The following is a 23,049-nucleotide window of genomic DNA, read 5'->3' on the forward strand; positions in this document are numbered from 1 at the left end:
GCCATGGAAAGCTTCGAACTCGGCAACATGGAGCAGTTTTTCTCGGCGGTGGTGCTCACGCTGCCGAGGTTGTTCGCGATCTTCGCGGTCGTGCCTTTCCTGTCTGGCGGCATGATCACCGGCACCGTGCGCAACGGCATCCTGCTGATGCTCGCGATCTTCATGTCGCCGGTGGCGGGCGAGGTGCCGGCCGCGTCGATGGCCACCTGGGTGCTCATCGCCGGCAAGGAGGCGCTGATCGGGCTGATGCTGGGCCTGGGCTTCGGCATCTTCATCTGGGCCATCCAGAGCGTGGGCGACTTGATCGACTTCCAGACCGGCTCCAGCAACGCTTCCTTCTTCGATCCCGTGGCCGGGCACGAGAACGGCGTGACCAGCGAGTTCCTGGGCTGGATGGTCATCACGCTTTTCGTTTCGGCGGGCGGCCTGCTCGCGATGCTGGGCGTGATCGTCGACTCCTATCGCATCTGGCCGGTGGGCTCCTTCTTTCCCAACCTGGGCCTGGTGCTCGAACAGTTCGCCATCCGCCAGGGCGACACGTTGTTTCTCTGGATCGTGAAGCTGGCATCGCCCGTCATCGTGGTGCTGTTGCTGGTGGAACTTGGCGTGGGCCTGGTAGGCCGGGTGGCGCCGCAGCTCAACGTGTTCGTCTTTGCGCAGCCGCTCAAGAGCCTGCTGGCGCACTTGATGATGCTGCTGTTCCTGTTCTTCGTGTACGAGTCGCTGCAGGAGTTTCTGCGACCCGAGAACGGGGTTCTCGATTTCCTGCGCTCCACGCTGTAGCGGACGAAGCATGGCAGAGAAAGACCAGGACCCGACGCCCAAGCGCCTGCGCGACGCGCGCAAGCGCGGCGAAGTGGTGTTCAGCACCGACGTGGCCTCGACCGTGGTGTTCGTGGTGGTCGTGGTGTCGCTGTGGCTCGGCGGGCAGCTCATCTACAACCTGCTGCGCGAGCTCTGGCTCCATGCGACCAGCACCACCTTGCTGACGGCGCCCGAAGATCGTTTTGCCGAGCTGCTGCTGCATACCGGCGAAACCCTGGTGTGGGGAACGCTGCCGGTCATGGCCATCGCCGCCGTGGCCGGCATCGTGGGCTCGCTGTTCCAGGTCGGCGGCGTGGCGGCCTGGGAACGCATCAAGCCCGACATGAACCGCATGAACCCGGCCGAGGGCCTTGCGCGCATCTTCTCGACGCGCAGCGTCATCAACCTGCTGAAGATGTGCACCAAGACCGCATTGCTGGCTGCGCTGATGTTCGTGGTGGTGCGCGGCTTTCTCGATACAGCCCTCAAGCTGGGCTACGCGCGGCCGGAGGGAATCATGACGGCCTCTGCCCACATGGTGCTGGTCGCCTTCGGCTGGGCGGTGGTGATCTACGCGGTGATGGCCGCCGTGGACTATGTGCACGAACACCACGAGTTCATGAAGCAGCAGCGCATGTCCATCGAGGAGGTGCGCCAGGAATACAAGGAGATGGAGGGCGACCCCATCAACCGCTCGCGCCGGCGCTCGGCCCATTTCGAGGCGGTGTACGCAAGCCTCAACGACAGGGTGCGCGCGTCGTCGGCCGTGATCCATTCGCCGCGCGTCGCCGTCGCCCTGCAATACCTCGGCGAAACCGACCTGCCGCGCGTGATCGCGCGCGGCGAGGGCGAGGTGGCCGCACAGATCCGGCGCTTTGCGAGCGAAGGATTGATCCCGACCGAATTCGAGCCCGCGCTGGCCGAGCGCATCTACGAGGAAGCGCCCGAAGACCAGCCGATTCCACGCGCACTGTATGCGCCCGTGGCGAAGCTGCTGCGCTGGGCGCAAGGCAGCGAATGAATCTTGTGAAACCGATCGAAAGGAACAAGCCATGTTGATTGCGGATGGTGGCGGCAGCGCACGCGTGCCGGTGAACGTACCCAACCCCGTGAACACGGCGCAGCAGCCTGCGAGTTCGGCCGAGTCGGACGCCGCGGCGCGCGCGCGGGAACTGCAACGCCAGCTCGAGGCGCTGCTCGAGAAGCTGCGCGAGATGCAGCGCCAGGCCGAGGAAGCCCGCAAGCGCGCCATCGAGGCGCAGCGCAAGGCGGCCGAAGCCAGGAAGCATGCTGAGGCGATGGAGGCCCAGGCAGAAAAAACCAAGCAGCTGGCCGACGCCAACAAGGCCAAGAAGGCGCAGCAGGAAGCCAAGCTGGAAGATGCGCGCGCCAAGGAGGCGAGCGCGCAGGCCAACCTCAAGGACAAGGATGTCACGCTGCTCAACGCCAAGGTCGAGCAGAAGCGCGAGGAGAAGAAGAGCCCCGAAGCCAAGGCCTCCGCCGCGACCGACAAGAAGGTGCAGGACGCGCAGACCGAGCGCAATGACGCGCAAGAGACCAGCAACCTCTCGAAGCTCTATCTCGACTCGCAGGAAAAGGAAAGCAAGGCGCAGGACGCGGAGGCCAAGGTCGACCGGCTGACACCTACGCCGGGCCGCCCCTCGTCCACCATCACCGAGAAAGAGAGCACCGCGCTCAGCGATGCCGAGAAAGAGGCCAAGACGCTGCGCGGGGAGGCCGATGCCGCAACGAAGAAGTTCGCCAGTGAGATTGGCGAAGAGGCCAACGCCGAGTTCTGGGGCCCGCCGGCGCCGGCCACCACGGCGGGACCGTCCACCAAGGCCACCGACGATCCGTTGCAGACGCCGCTCACGCAGCTGCTGCAGGTTTCACCCAAGCCCACCGCCAACCCGGTTGCCAACAACGGCCTGCTGTTCACCCCGACGCTGACTTCCGGCTACACCGGTCTTACCGGGAACAGCGGCACCACCGGCACAACCAGCAATAGCCTGCTCGTGCCCCCGTCCACCTTGTCGTCCGGCACCGGCACCAACGCAACCTCGCCGTTCACCACCTATCTCAAGGCGCCCGAGCCGGCTGTCACGCCGCAGGTGAAAAAAACGCTCACGGACATTGCCGACGGAAAGAGCGTGGAGCAGATTGCGAGCGATCGCAAGATGCGCGTTGACCAGGTGCTGTCGGAGGCCAACGCGGCGGGCGTCAAGATCACCACCGCCGCGCCGAAAGACGGCGTGCAGGCCACAACCATCCAGCGCGGCGATGCCTCGCTGACCTACAGCCGCAACGACAAGCAGGACACCCTTTCGGTCAAGGGCAACATTGCCGATTCGAAGGCGCCCGGCGGCCAGAAGGCCATCGACGCGACGGAAGACGGCAAGGGGCGATACAGCCAGGTCACCAAGGACGCCAAGACCGGCGCCACGACCACCACCACCATCGACAGCAGCGCCGGCACGCGCACGGTGAGCGTGGAGGACAAGCACGGCAAGCGCACCGACACCACCACCTCGCTGACCGGCGCGCAGGTCACGCGCCCTGTGGGCGACTACGAAGGCTACCTCGAGGTGGCCAAGGCCGCGAACCTGACCCCCGAGCAGTTGCTGGCGCTGAACCCCGACGTGGACTACGGCAAGGCGCTCAAGCCCGGCCAGGAGTTGGTCGTGGCCGGCGTACCCACCACGGTCAAGACCTTCAACAAGGACGGCTCGACGCTCGAGAAGACCACCGCGAGCGACGGCACCCTGCAAGTGGTGGCCACGAGCGCGAGCGGCCGGCGCACGGTGCTGATGGGCGAGCCCGACGGAAAGAACGGCCCGGGCGAGGAAGCGCGAAAGTCGATCTTCGACGACAAGAAGTCCGTGGCCGAAACCGCCAAGGCGATGGGCATGACGGAAGACGAGGTGCTCGCGGCGCTGCCCGAAGGCACGGTCGATGTGAACAAGCCCAGCGCCGACAACGGCCACGTCGAGACCCGCACGATCTACGATCCCGCCACCAACCGGCTGGTGGTCGAGAGGAACGACTGGAACCACGGCGGCGGCAGCCGCGAGGACATCGACGACAAGACCAAGTACACGGTCACGCAGAAGGACCCGAAGACCGGCAAGTCCGAGCGCGTCGAGGTCAGCGGCGGCCTCGGCTACCTGCAACACCAGGCCGAGGACAAGGCCAAGTACGCCGACGGCTACGGCCAGCAGATCAGCGACCTCGACAAGACGATTCGCCTCTACAAGCGCATGGGCGAACCGGTGACCGATCTGGTCGAGCAGCGCAAGCTGCTGGTGTCTCAGCAGACCGATGCACGCGGCGAGGCCACGATCGCCAACACCAAGGCCACCGCGGCGCTCACCAAGCAGCAGCAAGTGACGATCGACGAGCAGGCGCGCGTGGCCTACGAGAATCTCGCCTATGCGCGGCCCGGCAGCAAGGACCAGGCCACGGCTGCCAAGGCGCTCGACGACCGGCTCGAACTGCTCGACCATGTCGACCGGCTTGTCGACGTGGCCGACAAGGACGTGGACCTGGCCAAGGCCGGCGTCGACCAGGTGAAGAAGCAGGATGCCAAGGACCAGGCCGATGCAGACCTGCAGACCGAGTTCCAGGCCTGGAAGCGCACCTGGCTCTGGAACGGTCTCGACGAAAAAGAGATCCAGAAGCGCGAGGCCCAGGGCGCCACTCCCGCGGGGCCGATGTACCGCAACTCCGAGGAAGAAAACAAGGCTGCATGGAAGGCCTTCGTCCAGCAGCAGGAGATGATGGACGAGCATGGCGACAAATACCTCACCGATGCGGGACGGCCCGCGCGCAATGCCTGGCTCAATCGCAACCAGGCCAGCGACGCGGCGCTGGATTCCGTCATTCGCTACGACCATGCGTCCATTGCGAGCGGTGCGGCCAATACCCATCTGGCCAAGGGCGAGTTCGACCGGCTGCAGCAGAAGAAAGACGCGTGGACCGACGCCAATCCGACGGTCATGCCGGAGAAGTTCAAGGACCAGGAGGCGCTCGACAAGCTGGCCAAGAACGTGGCCGACGGCGAGATCGGCAACCTCGAGGTCGGCGAGCACAAGAAGCATTCCGAGTACCTGAAGACGGTGTCCGCGCCCGACCGCGCAGATCCCGAGGCCCTCAAGAAGGCCGAGGACAAATACACCGAGGACAACCAGGAAGCCACCACCAAGCTCAACGGCCAGATCAAGGACATTTCGGAGCGGCCCCTGCGCGAAAAGACGCGCTCGGTGGACGACTACATCGCCCAGTGGGGCAAGCGCAATCCCGAGACCCAGAAGGAGCTGGACGCGCTGGGCAAAGACCAGGACCAGCGCAGCCTGCGCGCGGCCGAATATCGCAGCGGGCAAATCCACAAGCTCCTGTCCGCGTCCGACGAAGGCAAGGAGCTCCAGGCGGCGATCAACCTGCGCTATTCACTCACAGACCAGTGGCTGAAGATCGGCGACAAGGACGACGACCGCCTCGAGAAAGACCTCGAGGGCATCGAGAAGGGCATCGAAGGGCACACCTGGGTGCGTGACGTCTGGGGCAACATGGCCGGCGACTCGGCCGAAGACGCCAAGAACTACACAGAGAAACAGCGTGACGGGCTGCGCGACCTGCGCGACGACCTCCGCGGGGGAAGGATTTCGGCCTCTGAATACGCGCGCCGCGAGAACGAGTTCATGGACGCCTACGACGTCGAGTCCGACAAGATGGCCGACCGGGTGCGCGACAGCGACGGCACCTGGAGCGTGGTCGACGACGCAGTGCGCATGACGGTCACGGCGGCCGCGGGCATTGCCGCCACCATCGCCTCGGGCGGCAACGTGGCCGTGGGGTTTGGTGCGGCGATGGCCGTCAGCGCACTGTGGGACACCACGGGCGACGTGGTCGCCGCCGCGCAGGGGCGCGACATTTACGCCGACGGCCACACCTCGTTGTGGACGCTTGAGGCCAAGGTGCTGACCGGCAATGCAAGCTGGGACGACGTCAAGTTCACGCTGAAGGACGAAGTCGTCGATGTCGCCACCAACGCCGTTACCGCAACCGGCGTGGGCGCGGGCATCAGGACCAGCACCGCCTTAAGCGCCAAGATGCTGGCCAATGGAACGATGGTCGGCGGCAAGGGCGCGCTCCATCTCGGCGGGCGCGCGGTGGTCGGCACGCGCGCGGGCATCACCTCGCAGGCCGTCGACGGCACAGGCCGCGTGGCGGTGGAAATAGGCCGAGTGGGGCTCGACGGCAAACTTGGCACGGAAGAGGGCGACAAGCGCATTGGCGCGACCTTCGTCAGTTCGGCGGTGGGCCTGGGCACAGCGCCGATCACGGGCGGCGTGTCGGGCGCAATCCCGCTGTGGAAGGCGGTATCGCCCGCCGTGCAGGCACAGGCGCAGGCCAGCGGCGTGGCGGCCAAGCAGCGGCTGACCTACGTCGGGCTCAGTGCGCAGTTTGGGAACGACGGCGCGGCGGGGCTGGGCACCGGCGACCTGATCTCGCTGGTCAACGAGGGCCGGCGCATGAACCGCGGCGAGTTCATCGCGGCCTCGCTGCAGGTGATTCCGGGCACGTTCAACAACGTGGCGTTGCACCCGGCCATGGCTGCGCGCGCGCGCAGCCAGGCCCAGGCCGCGCAGAATGCGGCACCCACCCCCGCCCTGCACGACGAGCTGGTAGTGAACGGTCTCGCGATGCCGCACCTGGCGAATGAAGACAGCCTCGTGCCCGCACAGGTGTCGGAAGCAATGGCGCCGGGTGGGCGCGTCGAGCTGCATGTTGCCGCCGATCGCCCGGATGGCCCGATGCCGCGCAACGGTGAAGCTGCGGACATCGATCCCGAGCAGGCAACTGCAATCCACGAGCGGCTGCGCAGCGCCGGCTTCGATCAGATCCGTATCGAGCACAACCCCGATGCCGAGGCGGGCGCCCCTGGCTTCATCGTGCATGCCGTCAAGGAAGGCGGCGAGATCTCGACCGACGGCGTGGTACCGCTGCTCTCGCGCACGGTGCCGGCCGAACCCGAGGGGCAGGACCAGTCCAACATGGCCGATGCCCTGGATGGCAGCAACGGCGTGGACGGGCCGAACAACAACAACAACGGTTCCGACTATGCGCTGCCCCCGCCCGGCAGCAGCCTGCACACGGTGAGCTGGGCCGGCACGCTCAAGTCCATCCTGCAATCGGGTGGCACGCTGCGCAACACCGCGTTCTACCTGCACGCCACGCCCTACGACGAGAACACCGGCCTGGCACTCAATGCCGGCGAGCGCGGGCTGCCGCGCGCGGTGGACGGCGAGACGCCTGCAGGGCGCCGCGCCGCGTATGCCGGCGCTGACGGCCCCGAGGCCCTGGCCGCGCTGCCGCCCGCGCGCTACATCACGCTCAAGGACGCGTTGGATGCCGCGCAGGCGGGCACCGGCGACCGCGGGCACGACAACATCGCCCTCGTCTACGAGCCCAAGCTCGGTGCGGATGGCGGGGTGCCGCCCGAGGCGGTGCTGGCCACGGTCCACATCGACAAGCCTGGCAACGCGCCGGCGACGCTTCGCGACGTGAGCCCGAATCCGCACAGCAACATCGCCGAGACAGTGGCGCTGCGGGCGAGCTATCCGGTGGTGCAAGCCGCCACGCGGGCGGCCTCGGGCCTCATCCTGCCGGGCAGCGCCGCGCGGGACAACTTCTTGCACGTGCCGGACGACGCCACCGTCTACTACATGGACAAGTCGAAGCGCGTCACGCAGATTTCGGCCAACGACCCGCGTGTGGCGCAGGCGCTCGAACGTGCCCAGCAGGCGCGGTCCAGGCTGCTCGCGTTGCCTAGCCATGAGCAGGGCCTCGATCTCGACAGCCTGCAGGCGTGGCGCGAGCAATCCGGCATGAAGCCGGTAGACCTTCGCGTGGTCGGCCCCGAGCAATTGCAAAAGGGCCAAGGCATCTACCATCGCCGGGACGGCGTGGCGTTGGTCGTGCGCGATCCCGCCAGCGAGAGCCGGCATGGCACTGCGCCCACGCTGCGCACCGCAGCGCACGAACTCGCGCACGGCAACGAGAACCAGCGCAACGTATTCGTCCTCAAGGACCACCAGGACCCCGACACGCTGCAGCCCACCTACGTCATCGAGCCGATGACGGGCTTTTTGCGCTTCGATCCCGCGCAGAAGCGCACGACCGGGCTGGCGCTCGAAGAGGCCTATGCCGAGCGCAAGGCCCAGCAATTCGATGAAGCGCGCTTCGGCCCCAAAACCGGCGATGCGAGCTTCGATGGCCAGCTGGGCCGCTACAGGCTCGCGGACGGCAAGAGCTTCGATCACGGCGCCTACACCGCTGTCACGGTCGACGCGATACTGCGGATGAATCCCGAGATCGGCGCCCTGATGGAGCGGGCACGCTTTTCGGATTCGGCGCGCGAGCAGCTCATCTCGGTGCTCGGCGAAAAGCTCGATGCCTTCTATGCCCATGGCGCAGAAGACCTTTCGACCGGCTCGCATCAGGACTGGGCCGAGCAGCTCTACAACGCCGTGCAGCACAACCAGCCGGTGCCCAGGGGCGAGGGCCCGGCGCCCGGCGGCCCGGTGGTGCTGAACAGCCGCCCCGTGCAGCGCGCCGCCAGCGCCGGCGACGACGGCCTTCCGCTCAAGCCTTCGGCCTTCGGCACCGATGGCGACTGGATGGCTGCCGCGCTGCATCTGGAGGACACCATTGCGCAGCAGCACGAGGCCGGCCAGCCCGGCAAGCTGCCGGCCGGCATGATCCTGTCCGACGCCGACAAGGCCGTGACGCAGGCGCTCATGAAGAACCCGGCCCCCGGCTCGCACGAGTGCTTCGTGGTGTCGACCCGCCCCCCCAGCAAGGGCATCTTCAGCGGGGACGACGTGCGCGCCAAGCGCAAGGAGGTCTTCGACACCATCGAGAAGGTGCAGCAAGCGGTCTCCAAGCGCGACGGCGGCGCATGGGTCTACCGCGTTGCGCCCGAAGGCGGCATCGGCGAGATGACCCGCGCGGGCAAGGCGCGCTCGCACAACATCGTCGGGGCTTTCTACGTCGGCAAAGACAGGAGCGTCTTCCCCGTCGGCATTGCCAACCCGCAGTTCGACCGCTGGGACCTCACGGCCGCAGCCCCGGCCGGCCACCCGCACGTCTACAACGCCGCGCTCACGATGCCTGTCGGCCGTCCGGCCGAAGGCATCTTCCGCCAGGGCGGCATCGAGGAGGGCGCCGATGCAGCGACGGCGGCCATCGACCGCGCGGTGGCCGAGGGCCGAGCGCCGCGCGTGATGATTGCCGCCGGCTACACGATCGAGAACGGCCGCGCCGAGACCAGCGGCCCCGGCGGCGCGGCAGTGGCCGGCAAGGCGGCGCGCCTGTACTCGGGCCAGATGCATGGCGTGGATGCACAGGTTACCTACGTGGCCGCGGGACGCCGGCAGCGCAAGGTGCTCGAGGCTGCGCTCGAGGCGCTTGGCGAGCGCAAGGGCGAGCACTACGAGATCGTGAGCTTCAATGCGCGCGGCAAGCTTGCCGAGTGGCGCTCCGCCGTCCTGCTCAGGCGCCACCAGCCCGACCTGCTGATGGGCTTCGACGTGCCCGGCCGCACCGAAAAGGGCGAATACCACAACAGCCATGGCCAGGCGGTCGGTTACCACACCGCAGCGCGCGACCAGCTCTTCATCGATGCCACGCGCAACGACCGCATCACCACCGTGGCCGGCTTCGACCTTGGCAACGAGGTGGGCGGCGGCCATCCCGACGTGCACACGCGCGTGCAGCCCGCGCCGAACGGCACCCCCATCGCCTCGATCGTCACGGCCGACGTGGCGATGACGGGCGGGCGCACCAACTGGGTCGGCTATGCCTTCGGCACCGAGGTGCTGCGGCGCGCCGGCGCCTTGAGCGCCGTGCCGGACGAGCGTGCCATCCGCAGCATGGTCATGGACATGATGAAGGCGGGCGGCGTGGACAGCGAGACGCGCAGCCGCGTGCCCTTTTCGACCGATTCGCGCGGGCGAACCTCGGGCGTGGGCGGCATGTCGCCCGACGTCGAGGCCGCGGTGGCCGCGATGTTGCGCATACGCGCCGAGAAGATCCAGATGGCGCCGGCCATCGACCTGCGCGGCGTGCGGCTGCGGCTGGGCGTGTTCGATTCTGGCTCGGGCGGCATCATTGCCGCGGCCGAGATCAAGCGCGTGGTCGAAGAGACCACGGGCGCGCGCGTCGACCTGGTGATGGTGGGCGACCACGGGGCGGGCACCTACGGCCCCAAGTCCAAGACCGAGATTGCCGACCACACGCGCGCCGGCCTCGAGACGCTCGACAAGCTCGGCGTGGACCTGATCGTGATGGCCTGCAACACCGCGTGCACCTCGGGCAAGGGCGAGTACGCACGCGGCATCAACGCGCCGGTCATCGACCTGATCCACAGCACGCGCTCCTTCCACGAGGGCCTCGTGGACCAGGGGGAACGCGTGGTCGCGTTCTCCACCGAGGCGAGCGCGACGCTGCCGCTGCCCGGCACGGACCTGATTGGCGTCTACCGCGACAAGGATGTGCTGCCGGTCGGCGGCACCGACGACGGCTTCGACGTGGCATCGATCGTGAACCAGTACATGGCCGATCCGATGAACGTCGACATGCGGGCGCGCATGCAAGGCGCGGCCGACCACTATGCCGACAAGATCCTGGCCGCGAAGCCCGACGTCACGACCGTCTCGTGGTGCTGCACGCACTATCCCGAGCTCGAGCCGTTCTTCACCAAATCGCTGCAGGACCGCGGCCGTTCGGATGTGAAGATGATCAACCCGATGGCCTACCAGGCCATGCGGGCCATCGAAGTGGCCGAGAATCTGCCGCCGGGTACCGGCACGGGCCCGAGCCGGGCCATCGGCATCACCACGGCGGTGGCCGACAAGGCCGAGGCCATCCGCACCGGCACCGATCCAGGCCAGGCCACGGTGCAGCAGAGCGAGGTGCTGCAGACGCTGCGCATCGCGCTCCAGCGCGACGACGTCACGCTGGTGCCGCTGAAGGAACTGGGCAAAGACGTCGATGTCGCCCAGGCCCAGCGCCTGCTCGACCAGGACGAGGCCGGCGATCCCATCGATGCGCTCCAAGCCTTCGATCCCTCGGGCCGGGGCTTTCCGATCCACGTGCCGGGCGGTGCGTATGCCGCGGCCAAGATGCTCGGCGACGCCGGCAAGGTCGCGGTGGTGGCGGGTTTTCCGATCCGCACCGCCGCCGGCCGCGTGGCGCCCGAGTCGGACAGTACCAAGGGTGCGGTGGTGCTGGCCGCCGGGCTGGCCAAGCTCGGCAAGGACACGGTTTGCATCACCATTCCCGCCAACGTCAAGCCGCTGAAGGCCGCGCTCGCGGTGCTGGGGCGGGGCGACATCGACGTGCGGTCCTTCGGACTGAAAATCGGTCCGCACGCTGAAGGCGAAGCCCTGCGGATGCTGAAGCGCCTCAATCCCGACGCGATCATCAGCGTGGAGGCGCCCGGGCGCGATGCCAAGGGCGAGTACTGGAGCTCCACCGGCGAGCGCGTGACCGGCCACGTGGCTGCGCTCGATGAATTCTTCTATGCGGCGCGAACGATCAACGAGGGTCGCAGCGGCGCGGCGAAGATCAAGCAGCTTGCGATCCTCGACGTGGGCAACGAGGTCGGCGGCGGCAACGTCGACAAGCGCGTGCGCCGCGCACCGGACGGCCAGCGCATTGCTTCCGAAGTCACGGTCGACCAGCTCGTGACGGCGGGCGTCGGCAGCTGGGGCGCCGATGCGACCCTGGCCGCGCTCGAGGTGCACCACAACCGCAGCGACCTGCTGCCCTCGGCCGACGAGGTGCGGCGCGTGATGCGTGCCATCACGCGCGAAGGCGGCGTGGACAGCCAGTCGCGCACCGGCATCGACCATGCCGCCGGCTACGACTCGACAGTGCATGTGGGCGTGGCCGAGCTGTATCGCCAGGCGGCGCTCGAGGTCAAGGCCGACGGCGGTCCGAACAACGATGGCCCGGACGCCGGCGGGGTGGCGCCACCCAAGGGCGGCGCGCCGAAGCCCGGCGGCCCGCGGCCGGCCGAGCCGCTGAGCGCCGCCTTCCGCGGCGACGAATGGCCCGCCGTGCACGCCAGGCTCACCAGCGGCGGCTTCGGCAACGAGAACATCTACGTCTACCGTGTGAAGCGTCAGCCCGACCTGTACGCCGACCCGGCCAAGGCGGTCGACCTCACGGCGCAGCAGATCAGCGGTGCGGGCCGCGTGGCGCAGGGCACGAGCACGGTGCGGTGGTACGGCAACAGCACGCCGGGCCAGGGCGTGGGCGGCCTGATGCCCCGGCGCGAGATGGGGGCCAAGTTCGGCCTGGAGCCCAAGGGCGACAAGGAGAGGGTCTACCGCATCAAGAACCGCGAGACGACCGACATCACCTTCCAGACCGAGAAGCCCACGGCCGAGCAGCGCGCGGATCCCAACCTGCTGATCCGCTCGCGCAAGGTGCGCCCGCCGCGCGAGGCCACGCCGCAGCCGGTGGATGACTGGTTCATCGTCTCGAACCAGTCGCCCGCGCGCGCCAACGCCGCCAACGGGCTGCGCAACGTGACGCGCGGCAACGACGATTTCAAGCTCGGCGTGGTGGAGAAGACGCCCGGCCCGGCCACAGGCTGGAGCACCGGCAAGGTGATCAAGCGGCAGATCACGCTGGGGCTGGTGGCAGCGGTGGGTATCAGCGGGCTGAACATGGTGAGCCCGATCGATACCGGCCACGACGTGCCGAGCGGCGTGGTCGGGTTGCCGCGCAATCCGATTGCGTCGGCCACGCAGCATACGAACGATGCGCCCGGCTTCCGTGCCACGCCGGAGGCCTTCTCGGTGCCGGCCGAGGTCACGCTCGGCATGGCCTGGCATCAGCAGGGGCAGGCCGACCAGCTGGCCCGGCAGCCCGGCGCCGACCCGGCCTCGGCGAAGGCGCTACAGAGCACGGCCGACAGCCGCTGGGGCGCGTTCTCGGCGGAGATGCTGAAGACCATCCGCAACGACGTGCAGCAGGGCGCCAACCCGGTGGCCGCGGCCAACCGGCAACGCGCGCAACTGCTTTCCGTGGGCCGGCTCGACGTGCACAGCGACAACGCGGTGCGCGGCGCCCTGCGCGACTCCGGGCTGCTCAAGGGCACCACCGCCGACGTCCAGGAGCAGATGGACTACGCCAAGCTTGTGGCCGATCACCCCGCGTTCGTCAACGACAAGAGCCGCGAGCTCGCGCGCACCGATCCAGCCGCCTTTGCCGCGGCCTCGCTGATCGCCATCGGGCCCGACGGTGCGGCATTCAACGCCGCGGTGAAAAACAACGCCGCCATGCTCGGCCGCCTGCACTCCGAGGCTGTGGTGAAGGAGCGGCTGGCCGACGGCGACCTGGCCGGCGCTGCGAAGGAGGCCCGCCTGCGGCTCGATGTGAGCGCCACGCCGGCCGAGCGCGACAAGGCCGCCGCGGCGCTGCTGCCGCTGTTCGAGCCGGAGCGCGCGCGAGCGCTCGACATGCTCGCCGGCATGCAGATGCAGGACGTGGGCGACTACCTTGCGCAGTACCGCGACGCGCCACCCGAGATTGCGCAGCCCATGGCGCAGGGCGCTCTCGAACTGCTGCAGAAGAACCTGCCGCGCCCGAGCGACGACCTGTCGAGCGTGTCGCAGTTCGACCGTCTGGTCGAAGGCCTGTCGATCCTGGCCGAGGCGGCTGACGCGCGCACGCCCACCTCGGCGTTCTCCGAAAAATTCGCGGCCGAGCTGATGAAGGACCGTTTCGTCGACCGGCCGGAGTTCGTTGTCACACTGCAGCGCGGCGTGGAGCGCGCGGTGGTGCAGGGCAGCGCGAAGCTGCCGGTCGAGCTGGCGAACGCGCTGGAAAAGCAGGGTCGCGGCGACATGCGCGACAGCGTACTCGCCGGCATCGACAAGGGCTTGCAGGCGCAGGACAAGCATCTGGGCGAGGCCATCGGTAACCTGCGCGGCACCGCCGGCTACAACGCCGTCGGCGCCTCGATGGCCTTCTACGTTGCGAACTTCTCCGACGGTACGCCGCAGGGCGTCGCCAATGCCATCGCACAGTACCGGCGCGTGAACCCGGAGCTGGCGGGCAAGATCGACGGTGCGACACGGGTGATCGGCGACTGGGGCAGCACGCTGCACCAGACCCAGGAAAGCCTGAACGGCCTGCGCGTCAGTGCCAAGGGCAGCGAAGCCGAGCAGGGCCTGGAGGGCACGGTGGGCAAGGTGTACGACAGCGAGGACGTGAAGCTGGCCATCAGCCAGAGCCCGCAGGTGCGCCAGGAGTTGCTGAGCCGCGCGACGCAGGGCGTGCCCGACCCGCGCACCATGACCGAGTACCTGATCAATCCGGTGATGTTCGTGACGCGCCACGTTTCGGGCACCACCCGCATGGTGTGGTCGATGCTGGCCGACGCACAGTTCAACGGCATGGTGAACGAGCCCGCGCGCTTTACCGCGCGCTGGGATGCCTTCAAGCTGAAGACGGAGCGCATGGCCAACGTGCTGGGCCTGAACGCGAACGAGGTGCGCCAGGGCACCGCACTGGTCGACAAGTACATGGAGAAGGTCCAGAAGGTAGACCCGGGCTTGCCCGATGCGGCGCGCATCAACGCGTATGCGCGCCTGGGCGGCGAGCTCGACGGCGAACTGCAGAAGCTGCTGGGTGTGGGGGCGAAGACCATCAACAACGTCACCAACGCCAACACGGCCTTCGGGCAGGCGCTGCGCTGGGTGGCCAACGCGGGCTTCGTCACGCACAACATCAGCACCGAGATAACGAACCTCCGCCCGATGGCCGACGGGGTGCAGGACTACACGCAGTGGTACCACCGCATCTATGCGCCGACGCAGGCCTTCTTCATGGCCAAGCCCTACACCACGCTGATGGCCGAGCGCTCGCTCGCGGGCAATCGCGTGATCGACGGCGGGGCAGCGGACATCGAGGGCAAGATGGCCTGGAAGTATGTCTTCGGCCTGGGCACGGCCGGCGTGGGTGCGGCTGATCTGTCGCTGGCCTTCGGCCAGAAGGACACGGTGCCGGCGTGGGTGACGTACACCAACGTGGGCATGGGCGTTGGCGGCCTGGTGGACGGCGGTGTCGGGCTGGTGAACGTCACGGGCGCGGCGCTCACGCGCGTGGGTGCGGTCGAGCTGGGTGCGCTGCTGGCCATTCCGGCCGAGGTTGCGACCATCGCCGGGATAGCGGTGGCCGTGTTCACCGGCATCAAGCAGTTCTACAACATTGCCCACCACTACGATCAGGTCGACGCGCGCGAGATGCAGCGCGACCCGGCGCTGCGCGACGTGCTCAAGGATCGGGGCTTCTCCGACGCGCAGACCCGTGCCATGCTCGACTGCACGCACGAAGGCGTATCTCCGATGGTGGCCTGGAACGCCCTGATGAAGTCGGAGGGCAAGACGGTGGACGAAGGCATGCAGCTGCTGCGCGACCGGCTGGCGAAGGACGTCCCGCAGGGCATTCCCGTCGCCGAGTGGACCCGGGTCATGCACGGGCTTACCGACCGCAAGATGAACGACAACGACGGCAGCTTTCCGGTGAACGATCCCGACTCGGCACAGGCCGGGCAGATCGTGGTGCAGGAGATTCACACGAGCGAGGGCCCCGTGACTTTGAAATCGACGGTACTGCCGCAGAGCATCGAGGGCCTGGGGAACTACGCGCGCGAGACCTGGAACCTGCGGTTGTGATGCACCTCGGCCGGCCTGCTTGAGCGGACAGCATGTGAGCGGAAAGTACGCGAGCCGAAAGCATGTGAGCCGAAAGACGTAGCACTGCCCCGTGCCCCCGCTCCATTGCGGGGCGCGGGCATGCATTTGCGTTATGACGCATGCCGCAATGGCATTGGTGTCGCCGCGCGTGCACTCCTAGACTGGGGGCAATGAATGCATTCGCGACACTGATCAGCCCTTTGCCGGCGGTAACGATCCGCCCTTCATTGTTTGTGCAGCGCCGCGCTGCCGCACCGCCGGCCACGGCGTCCAGCGGGCCTGCCTTGCCCCTGTCGCGGGGCAGCGATGCGGTGGGCACGGCTGCGCTTTTCTATTTGGACGACAAGCCCTTGCCTCCGCCCGCTAGCCAGGGCGATGCGACCGGGCTGGTTGCCGGGCTGCGCGGCGCACCCGACCATTCGGCGCGCAAGGCGCTCATGAAGGAGCAGCTGCGATCGATCGGTTTCGAATGGATGGGCTACGGAACCTTCGAAGACCGGCAGGGTGTTCTGCGGCCGCTGAGCGTTCTTGTGAGCTACGCCCACGAGGCATGGATCCGGAGCTATTTCTCACAGCACCATCACGAGGTAGATACGCGTGCCAACGATGCGCCGGTGTCCGGCCTTCCATTGGTGTGGGACCTGGAGTCGCTCGCGCAATCGCAATGCAGGCAACCGCTGCAGGCCGAGACCGGCGCCCTGGACACCGCGGCGCGTCGACGGATGCTGCTGGACGAAATGGAGGCGAGCGGTATTCGCAGCGGCATCTCTTTTCGGCTGGCCACGCCAGGGCACATGCATGAACACACCTTCATCGACCTGATGTCGGGTACGCCCGGTCGCGGGTGGATTCTTGGTGCCACCGTGGGCCGTGCGCTCATGCTGGGCTTGAGCGTGCATGAGCATGTGTCGCGCCATGTACGCAAGCCCGTGGCGGCTATGCGAGGGCAGGAAGAGCCGATGCATGCCAAGTCGTCGATCTCGCCGACGCAGCAATCGATTCTCGAGTCTTTGCTGCGAGGGCTCGGCGACAAGGAAATTGCCTACACGCTGGGGTTGTCGAGCCATGCGGTGGACTACCACATGCGCCAGCTTCGGCGCCGCTTCGGCGTGCGCAACAGGGTTCAGCTGGTGAGCGCGGCGGCAGACTGGCAGCCTTAGCGGCTGCGGCCCCGCGCTCCTAGCCGGCAATGCCGTTGCGTGCGGATGCCGGCTGCAAGGCGTCGAGCGCCGAAAGCCTGCGGTAGTCGCCCGGCAACACGGCATAGGTGCCTAGAAAGGTCTTGTGCAAATGGCTTTGATCGGTAAAGCCGGCGGCGTGCGCTGCATAGGTAACGCGCGCACCGCCGGCGATGAGATCGCGTGCGTACTCGATGCGGTGGCCCACCAGCATTTCATGCGGGGTGAATCCCATGGCGCCCTTGAAGCGCCGCTGCACGTGCACCGGGTGCAGGCCCGCCGCATCGGCCAGGCTATCGAGCGTCATGCGCTGCTGAAAGCCGGAGGCGATCAATTCATACAGCCGGTTCATGCGCCCGTCGCCACTGTCGACAACGCGCGTGGGCTGTGCCTGCAACGGAATCCAGCGGGCGAGGCGCTGGCGCAGCAAGGCGCGGCCTGCTGCGCCGTTCTCTTCATCGCTGCTGCGCGCAGGCTCGTGCAGCAGCCGGTGGCATTCGAGAAAGTCGGAAGACTCCGAGGGATCGAGAAAAACCGAAACGCCGGCGTCGTCTTCCACGCGGGCAAGCGGAGTGCTTTCGTGCGCTGCGCTGATGCAGCGGGCGACGGGGGCGCTGCAGTACATCGCTTCCTCGCGCCACGGCGCACTGCGCGCCTGCACGGCGTGCCAGACCTGCGGCGCCACGCGCAGCAGTGCGCCCGGTGGCACGACTGTCACGCGGGTGCCGGTGCGCACGTGCAGTTCGGTGTTGGACACCGAGAGCGTGAACCCCACGTGCCTGTGCGGCCGGATCTCGCGATGCAGCAGCGTGTTGGCGGTCAGTTGAAGACCTGTGAGATCAGCATCTCGCCAGTAGCGGGAGGCAAGGAGTTCCATCGAAAAGCTGCGCTCCCCGGAAGTCTTGGTTTTATGGACCAACAGCAATTGGCGTGCCCGTTCGTGCTTTGCCTGCATGGGCATTCATGCAAAGGTATTCAGTTGCATGCCGGCGTGGGATGCCACGGCCCGCCTTCAGCCCCCGAATGTGCCCGAAGCTAAGAATTTACAAGGCGGCATAACCGTCGTTTGGTAGTTTGGCTCAACTCCGCAGTGTCTGTCGATGCATGCGGCACTTCCATCAGGCCTCTCATGATTCTTGCCAGTTTGTTGCAACAAGCCGGGGCGGTAACGCTGCCGGAAGCTAGCGATTTCGATTCGACCGCGCCTGCGTGCGCACCATCAAGTGCACAGGCCAATGGCGCTGAGCCGCCGCTCGACGGACCGTTTCCGCAACTGTATTCGGAGGAGCAACTCTATTTGCCGGAATCGGCGCACCGGCATGCCGAAGGCGTACCCGGCATCGTGGGCGACCTGCTGAATGCTTCGGGCAACAAGGAGCGCCGCGATCTCATCCAGGCCTTGCTGAATGCGCTTGGCTTCGACTGGTTTGGCTACGGCACCATTACCTTCCTGCGCGGCCGCTGGTGGCCCCTGAGCTTTTTCACCGCGCATGCAAACCCCGAGTGGACGCAGCGCTACTTTTCGCATCGCCTCTACGAGGTGGACCTGCGGCAGCCGGGCGTGCCGGCGTCGAGCCTTCCGCTGGTGTGGGACATCGAGCAGATCGAGGCCTTGCCTTTTTCCGCTGCAACGTCCGCAGCCGCGTCCGCGGCCGAGAACCCTGAAGGGCGCAGGCAGCGCTTTCTGGACGACCTGCGTGCCAGCGCCATTCGAAGCGGGCTGATGTTTCGCCTGGCGTCGCCGACGCAGGTGAACCAATACACCGTCATCAGCCTGCAGTCGAGCGAGCCGGGCCGCCGCTGGATCACCGATGACATCGTCGGCCAGGCTTTGACGCTGGGCCTGAGCGTGCACGAGTACCTGCTGCGCCATTCGCGCATGCCGAGCGAAGCGGGGGCGGCCGCACGCATCGAGATCTCGACCACGCAGCAGTACATCCTCCAGCACCTGCTGCAGGGGCGCAGCGACAAGGAGATTGCCAACCGCCTCGATCTCTCGGCCCACACGGTGGACTACCACATGCGCCAACTGCGCCGCCGCTTTGCCGCACGCAACCGCGTGCAATTGGTGAACGCGGTGCAGCAGGGCGACAGCGACTTCGGCGTGCTCAGCGATATATAGGGCTTATTGGGCTTATAGGGCTTGCCGCCGATACATCCATTTTCGTCTCCCGACTTCTCCGAACGGCGCGCCAGCTATGCCGCTGCGACATATCTAAAAGTGTCCGGCCCAGATAGCGGGCCGAGGGGGGAGTTGAGATAGTTCACGACACCGGGGCCATGACGAGCACCGGTGGTTTGAACAAATCGATCAGGAGACAAAAATGGATATGCGCACTCGCGCCTGCTTGGCTGCGGGCATTGCAACGGCTTCGCTTGGCTCTTGCCCGGCATTCGCGCAAAGCGCCTCGGCGGACAGCGTGAGCATTTATGGCGTGCTCGACGCGTATGTGGGGTCGCTGCGCCGAAGCGATCAAGCAGGCCGCACCAAGGTGCTGAACAGCGGCGGCATGACGACTTCCTACTGGGGTGTTCGGGGCACCGAAGACCTGGGTGGGGGCCTGCAAACGTTCTTCGCGCTGGAAAGCTTCATTCAAGCCGACACCGGCACGTTCGGCCGGACATCCGCCGACCCTTACTTCTCGCGAAATTCCTATGTGGGGCTCGGCGGAGCCTTCGGCCAGGTGAGCGTGGGGCGGCAGACCAATGCGCTCTATGCGGCAACGGGCAATTTCAATCCGTTTCTTGCATCCGCCAATCTGAGCCCGGTCATGCTGCAGGTCTGGAACACGGGCTACAACCGCGCGGTGCTGGGGGACAGCGTCTGGGACAACACCGTGCAGTACACGTCGCCTGATGTTGCGGGCTTTCGTGCTTCCGCGGCGTACGGCTTTGGCGAGGTCACGAACCGGCCCGGTCGGCACAACCTGAACCTGACGCTCAACTACGCGAACGGTCCGTTTGCAGCGGCAATTTCGGCGCAGGAGGTCGATGTGGGGCCAGGGCTCGCGGCCCCGATCACGAGCCAGAAAGCCCAGATGGCCGGGCTCTCTTACGACTTCAATGTGGTGAAGGTCTACGGCCAGTACTTTCATACCGACACGCCCGACATCCGCACCAAGACGCGGACGACGCAGCTTGGCTTCGCGGTGCCCATTGGTGCGGGGCGGTTGATGGCGTCCGTCGCCAGCACGCGAAGAGACATGCCGCTCACGGATACGCGCCGGACCACATCGGCCGTTGGCTACGACCACTATCTTTCCAAGCGCACGGACCTTTATGCGGTCTACCTCTCGGACAAGCTCACCGCCTTCGACAGGCGAGGCAACGTAGCGCTCGGCGTGCGGCACCGCTTCTGAGATTTCCGAACGCTTGTCTTACAGTGAATCGAATTCCATGAACACCCTCATTCCGAAAATTACCCGGCGTTCGGCGCTCGCGCTTGCCGCACTCTGCATTTGCGCAAGCGCGAATGCGCAGCCGTCGTCGACGAAGCCGATTCGCCTCGTGGTGCCCTTCGGCCCCGGCGGCGTTGCCGACCTCACGGCGCGAACCGTTGCGCAGAAGATGTCGGAGTCCATGGGGCAAAGCATCATCGTGGACAACAAGCCGGGCGCAGGGGGCGTGGTCGCGTCCGACACGGTGGCCAAGGCGCCGCCAGACGGATTGACCGTTCTGCTGATGTCCAACGGCAATGCCGTGAGCGCAGGGCTGTTCAAGAAACTGCCGTTCGATACGGTCAAAGACTTCGCGCCGGTCTCGACACTCGGCTATTTCGACATGGCCGTGGTGACCGCCGCGGATTCGAAATTCAAGACGGTGCAGGAGCTTTTGGCGCATGCGAAGGCGCACCCCGGCACGGTGAACATCGGAACGATCAACATGGGCAGCACGCAGCACCTGGCGGCCGAGCTGTTCAAGCGCAGCACGGGCATCGATGCGCAGGTGGTTCCCTTCAACGGATCGCCCGCAATGATCACTGCGCTGCGCGGCGGGCAGATCGATGCCGGCGTGGAAATTCTCGCGCCCATCCTGGGGCAGATCAGCGGAAAGTCGCTGCGGCCGCTCGCGGTAATGGGAGCGAAGCGGTCATTCGCGCTGCCGGAAACGCCGACCGTGGCGGAGAGCGGTGCGCCCAATTTCAGGGTCGCTTCATGGAACGCGCTTGCAGTGCCTGCCAAGACACCGCCCGCCGTTATCGCCAGGCTCAACAAGGAAGTGAATGCAGCGCTGGCCTCGCCGGAGGTCAAGGAGCGGCTGCGCCAGCTCGGTGTTGAAGCGCAGGGGAGCACTGCGCAACAACAGGCGGATCTGCTGAGGGACGAAATTCAGCGCTGGTCGGAGGTCATTCGCCTGGCCGGCATTCCGAAGCAGTGAATGTTCGCGGGTCCGTCGGGGCTCAAGATTTTGCGGACGAGGGAGAGATGCCCATCGTCTGGCTCACCACCTCGCGGATCAGCTTGAGCACGGCCTGCTGGGTGAGGGTGGTCGGCCTTTGAGAGCTGAGCGCAAGGGCCAGCCGGCTGCGCAGCGGAGGGTTCTCGATCCGGCGGATTGCAAAGGCCTCCGGACGCGGCGCGGTAAGAATCGCATTCGAAGACAGCACGGCCAGCCCCACCCCTTCGATGACCAGGTCGAGAATGGCGGCAACCCCGTCGATCTCCATCGAGATGGCGGGGCGGCATCCGATGTTCGCCATTTCCGCCTCGACCAGCATGCGAATGGAGTTGGGCTTTGTCGGGATCACCAGCGGCGCAGAAGCCACCTCGCGCAACGAAACAGTTTCATCGGCCTTGCCACCGGCCTGCGCCGGGCCGACCAGGTACAGGTCTTCTTCCAGGATGACGACGCTGTCGATGTCGGCCGAAGGTGCCGGGTTGTAGAGCAGCGCCAGGTCGATGCGGCCCGCCGTCACCGACTCTTGCAGGGCGCTTGAAAGCGCTTCGGTAATGGACAGGCTGGCATCGGGAAGCTGCTGGCGAAAGGCGCGGGTCAAGGGCACGGCGATTCGTTTCGAGATGCTGGGCGGCAACCCGACGGCGACGCGGCCGGCCAGCGCGCCGCGCAGCAGGCCGAGATCTTCCTTGGCGCGTTCGATCTGATGCAGGATGCCTCTGGCGTGTTCCAGCAGCAATTTGCCCGCATCGGTGAGGGCGACGCCGCGGCCGTTGCGCGTCAGAAGATTTTGTCTCAGCTCCACTTCGAGCTGGCGCACCTGCCGGCTGAGCGCGGGCTGCGCGACGTCGATCACGATCGAAGCCCGGGTGAAACTCCCCAGCTCCGCAACGTGAACAAAATACTCCAGCTGCTTGAGGTCCATGGAGCGGAGTCTAGGGGCTGCCCGCGCCTTCGGCACCTCGGGAACCTACGCCCAATACAGCCGCATCGGGTTGTCCACCAGCAGCTTGCGCTGAAGTTCCTGCGTCGGCGCAATGCGGGGAATCATGTCGACCAGCGTGCCGTCGTCGGGCATGTGCGTCTTCAGGTTGGGGTGCGGCCAATCGGTGCCCCACAGCACGCGGTCCGGAAACTCCTCGACCAGGCGCCGCGCAAAAGGAACGACGTCGTCGTAGGCGGGCGGGCCGGAGAGCGACAGGCGCTCGGGGCAACTCACCTTCGACCAGACATTCGGGTGCTCGCGCAGCAGCCGCACGAAGCGCTCGAACTGCGGCCCGTCGACCGGCTGGCTCACATCGGGCCGGCCCATGTGGTCGACCACCACGGTCGTCGGCAGGCTGGTGAAGAAATCCCAGAGTTCGGGCAGATCCTGCGCTTCGAAATACACCACCACGTGCCAACCCAGCGGCGCAATGCGCTCGGCGATGTTCATCAGCACTTCGCGCGGTGTGAAGTCGGCAAGCCGCTTGAGGAAGTTGAAGCGCACACCGCGCACGCCGGCTTCATGCAAGCGGCGAAGTTCGGCGTCGCTCACACCCGGGGCGACCGAGGCCACGCCGCGCGCACGCCCGTTCGAATGCGCAATGGCGTCGAGCAGGGCGCGGTTGTCGTTGCCGTGGCAAGTGGCCTGCACGATCACGTTGCGCTCGAAGCCCAGAAGATCGCGCAGCGCGAAGAGCTGCTCCTTCGAGGCATCGCACGGCGTGTATTTGCGTTGCGGCGCATAGGGGAACACGGCGCCCGGGCCGAAGATGTGGCAGTGCGCGTCCACCGCGCCGGGCGGCGGAGTGAAGCGCGGCTTCGACGGCGCGGGGTGAAAACATAGCCAGTCTTTGTCCATCGTGCTGGCTGCCACGGTGCATCCTGTTTGCATAGCGCTGCATCTTGCGCAAAAT

At 66.8% G+C, this 23,049-nt stretch carries 10 protein-coding genes; 7 read left to right on the forward strand and 3 right to left on the reverse strand.

The window, feature by feature from the left end:
• The first annotated feature begins 3 nt into the window (after positions 1–3).
• From sctT to ABIC94_RS04980, 4 genes are all read left to right on the forward strand, one after another.
• On the forward strand, positions 4–783 hold the full coding sequence (gene sctT / locus ABIC94_RS04965) for a type III secretion system export apparatus subunit SctT (protein ID WP_354371790.1): 780 nt from the start codon (positions 4–6) through the stop codon (positions 781–783).
• 10 nt (positions 784–793) lie between these two features.
• Positions 794–1,825: an EscU/YscU/HrcU family type III secretion system export apparatus switch protein gene (locus ABIC94_RS04970; protein WP_307640782.1), complete on the forward strand. Its 1,032-nt coding sequence runs from the start codon at positions 794–796 to the stop codon at positions 1,823–1,825.
• 31 nt (positions 1,826–1,856) lie between these two features.
• Positions 1,857–15,557: a glutamate cyclase domain-containing protein gene (locus ABIC94_RS04975; RefSeq protein ID WP_354371793.1), complete on the forward strand. Its 13,701-nt coding sequence runs from the start codon at positions 1,857–1,859 to the stop codon at positions 15,555–15,557.
• Positions 15,558–15,748: 191 nt separating this feature from the next.
• Positions 15,749–16,738, forward strand: coding sequence for a LuxR C-terminal-related transcriptional regulator (locus tag ABIC94_RS04980; RefSeq protein ID WP_354371795.1), 990 nt, complete (start codon positions 15,749–15,751; stop codon positions 16,736–16,738).
• A gap of 19 nt (positions 16,739–16,757) precedes the next feature.
• On the opposite strand, the gene ABIC94_RS04985 is transcribed toward ABIC94_RS04980, so the two are convergent.
• Positions 16,758–17,633, reverse strand: a complete 876-nt coding sequence (locus ABIC94_RS04985) for an AraC family transcriptional regulator (RefSeq protein WP_354371797.1) — start codon at positions 17,631–17,633, stop codon at positions 16,758–16,760.
• A 252-nt stretch (positions 17,634–17,885) separates the two neighbouring features.
• Here ABIC94_RS04985 and ABIC94_RS04990 point away from each other — a divergent pair, with 252 nt between their 5' ends.
• The 3 genes from ABIC94_RS04990 to ABIC94_RS05000 all read left to right on the forward strand — a co-directional run bounded on the left by ABIC94_RS04990 (position 17,886) and on the right by ABIC94_RS05000 (position 21,133).
• Entirely contained in the window at positions 17,886–18,878 is a 993-nt protein-coding gene (locus ABIC94_RS04990; RefSeq protein WP_354371799.1) for a helix-turn-helix transcriptional regulator, read from the forward strand.
• Positions 18,879–19,080: 202 nt separating this feature from the next.
• On the forward strand, positions 19,081–20,115 hold the full coding sequence (locus ABIC94_RS04995; protein ID WP_354371801.1) for a porin: 1,035 nt from the start codon (positions 19,081–19,083) through the stop codon (positions 20,113–20,115).
• A 37-nt stretch (positions 20,116–20,152) separates the two neighbouring features.
• Complete coding sequence (locus ABIC94_RS05000; protein ID WP_354371803.1) at positions 20,153–21,133, forward strand: Bug family tripartite tricarboxylate transporter substrate binding protein; 981 nt, start codon at positions 20,153–20,155, stop codon at positions 21,131–21,133.
• Positions 21,134–21,155: 22 nt separating this feature from the next.
• Here the strand turns inward: ABIC94_RS05000 and ABIC94_RS05005 are convergent, their stop codons facing one another.
• Positions 21,156–22,076, reverse strand: coding sequence for a LysR substrate-binding domain-containing protein (locus ABIC94_RS05005; protein ID WP_354371805.1), 921 nt, complete (start codon positions 22,074–22,076; stop codon positions 21,156–21,158).
• A gap of 45 nt (positions 22,077–22,121) precedes the next feature.
• Positions 22,122–22,994, reverse strand: a complete 873-nt coding sequence (locus tag ABIC94_RS05010) for an amidohydrolase family protein (RefSeq protein WP_354372036.1) — start codon at positions 22,992–22,994, stop codon at positions 22,122–22,124.
• Positions 22,995–23,049: the final 55 nt, after the last annotated feature.

This window comes from Variovorax paradoxus (genome assembly GCF_040544635.1).
Lineage (GTDB): Bacteria > Pseudomonadota > Gammaproteobacteria > Burkholderiales > Burkholderiaceae_C > Variovorax > Variovorax paradoxus_R.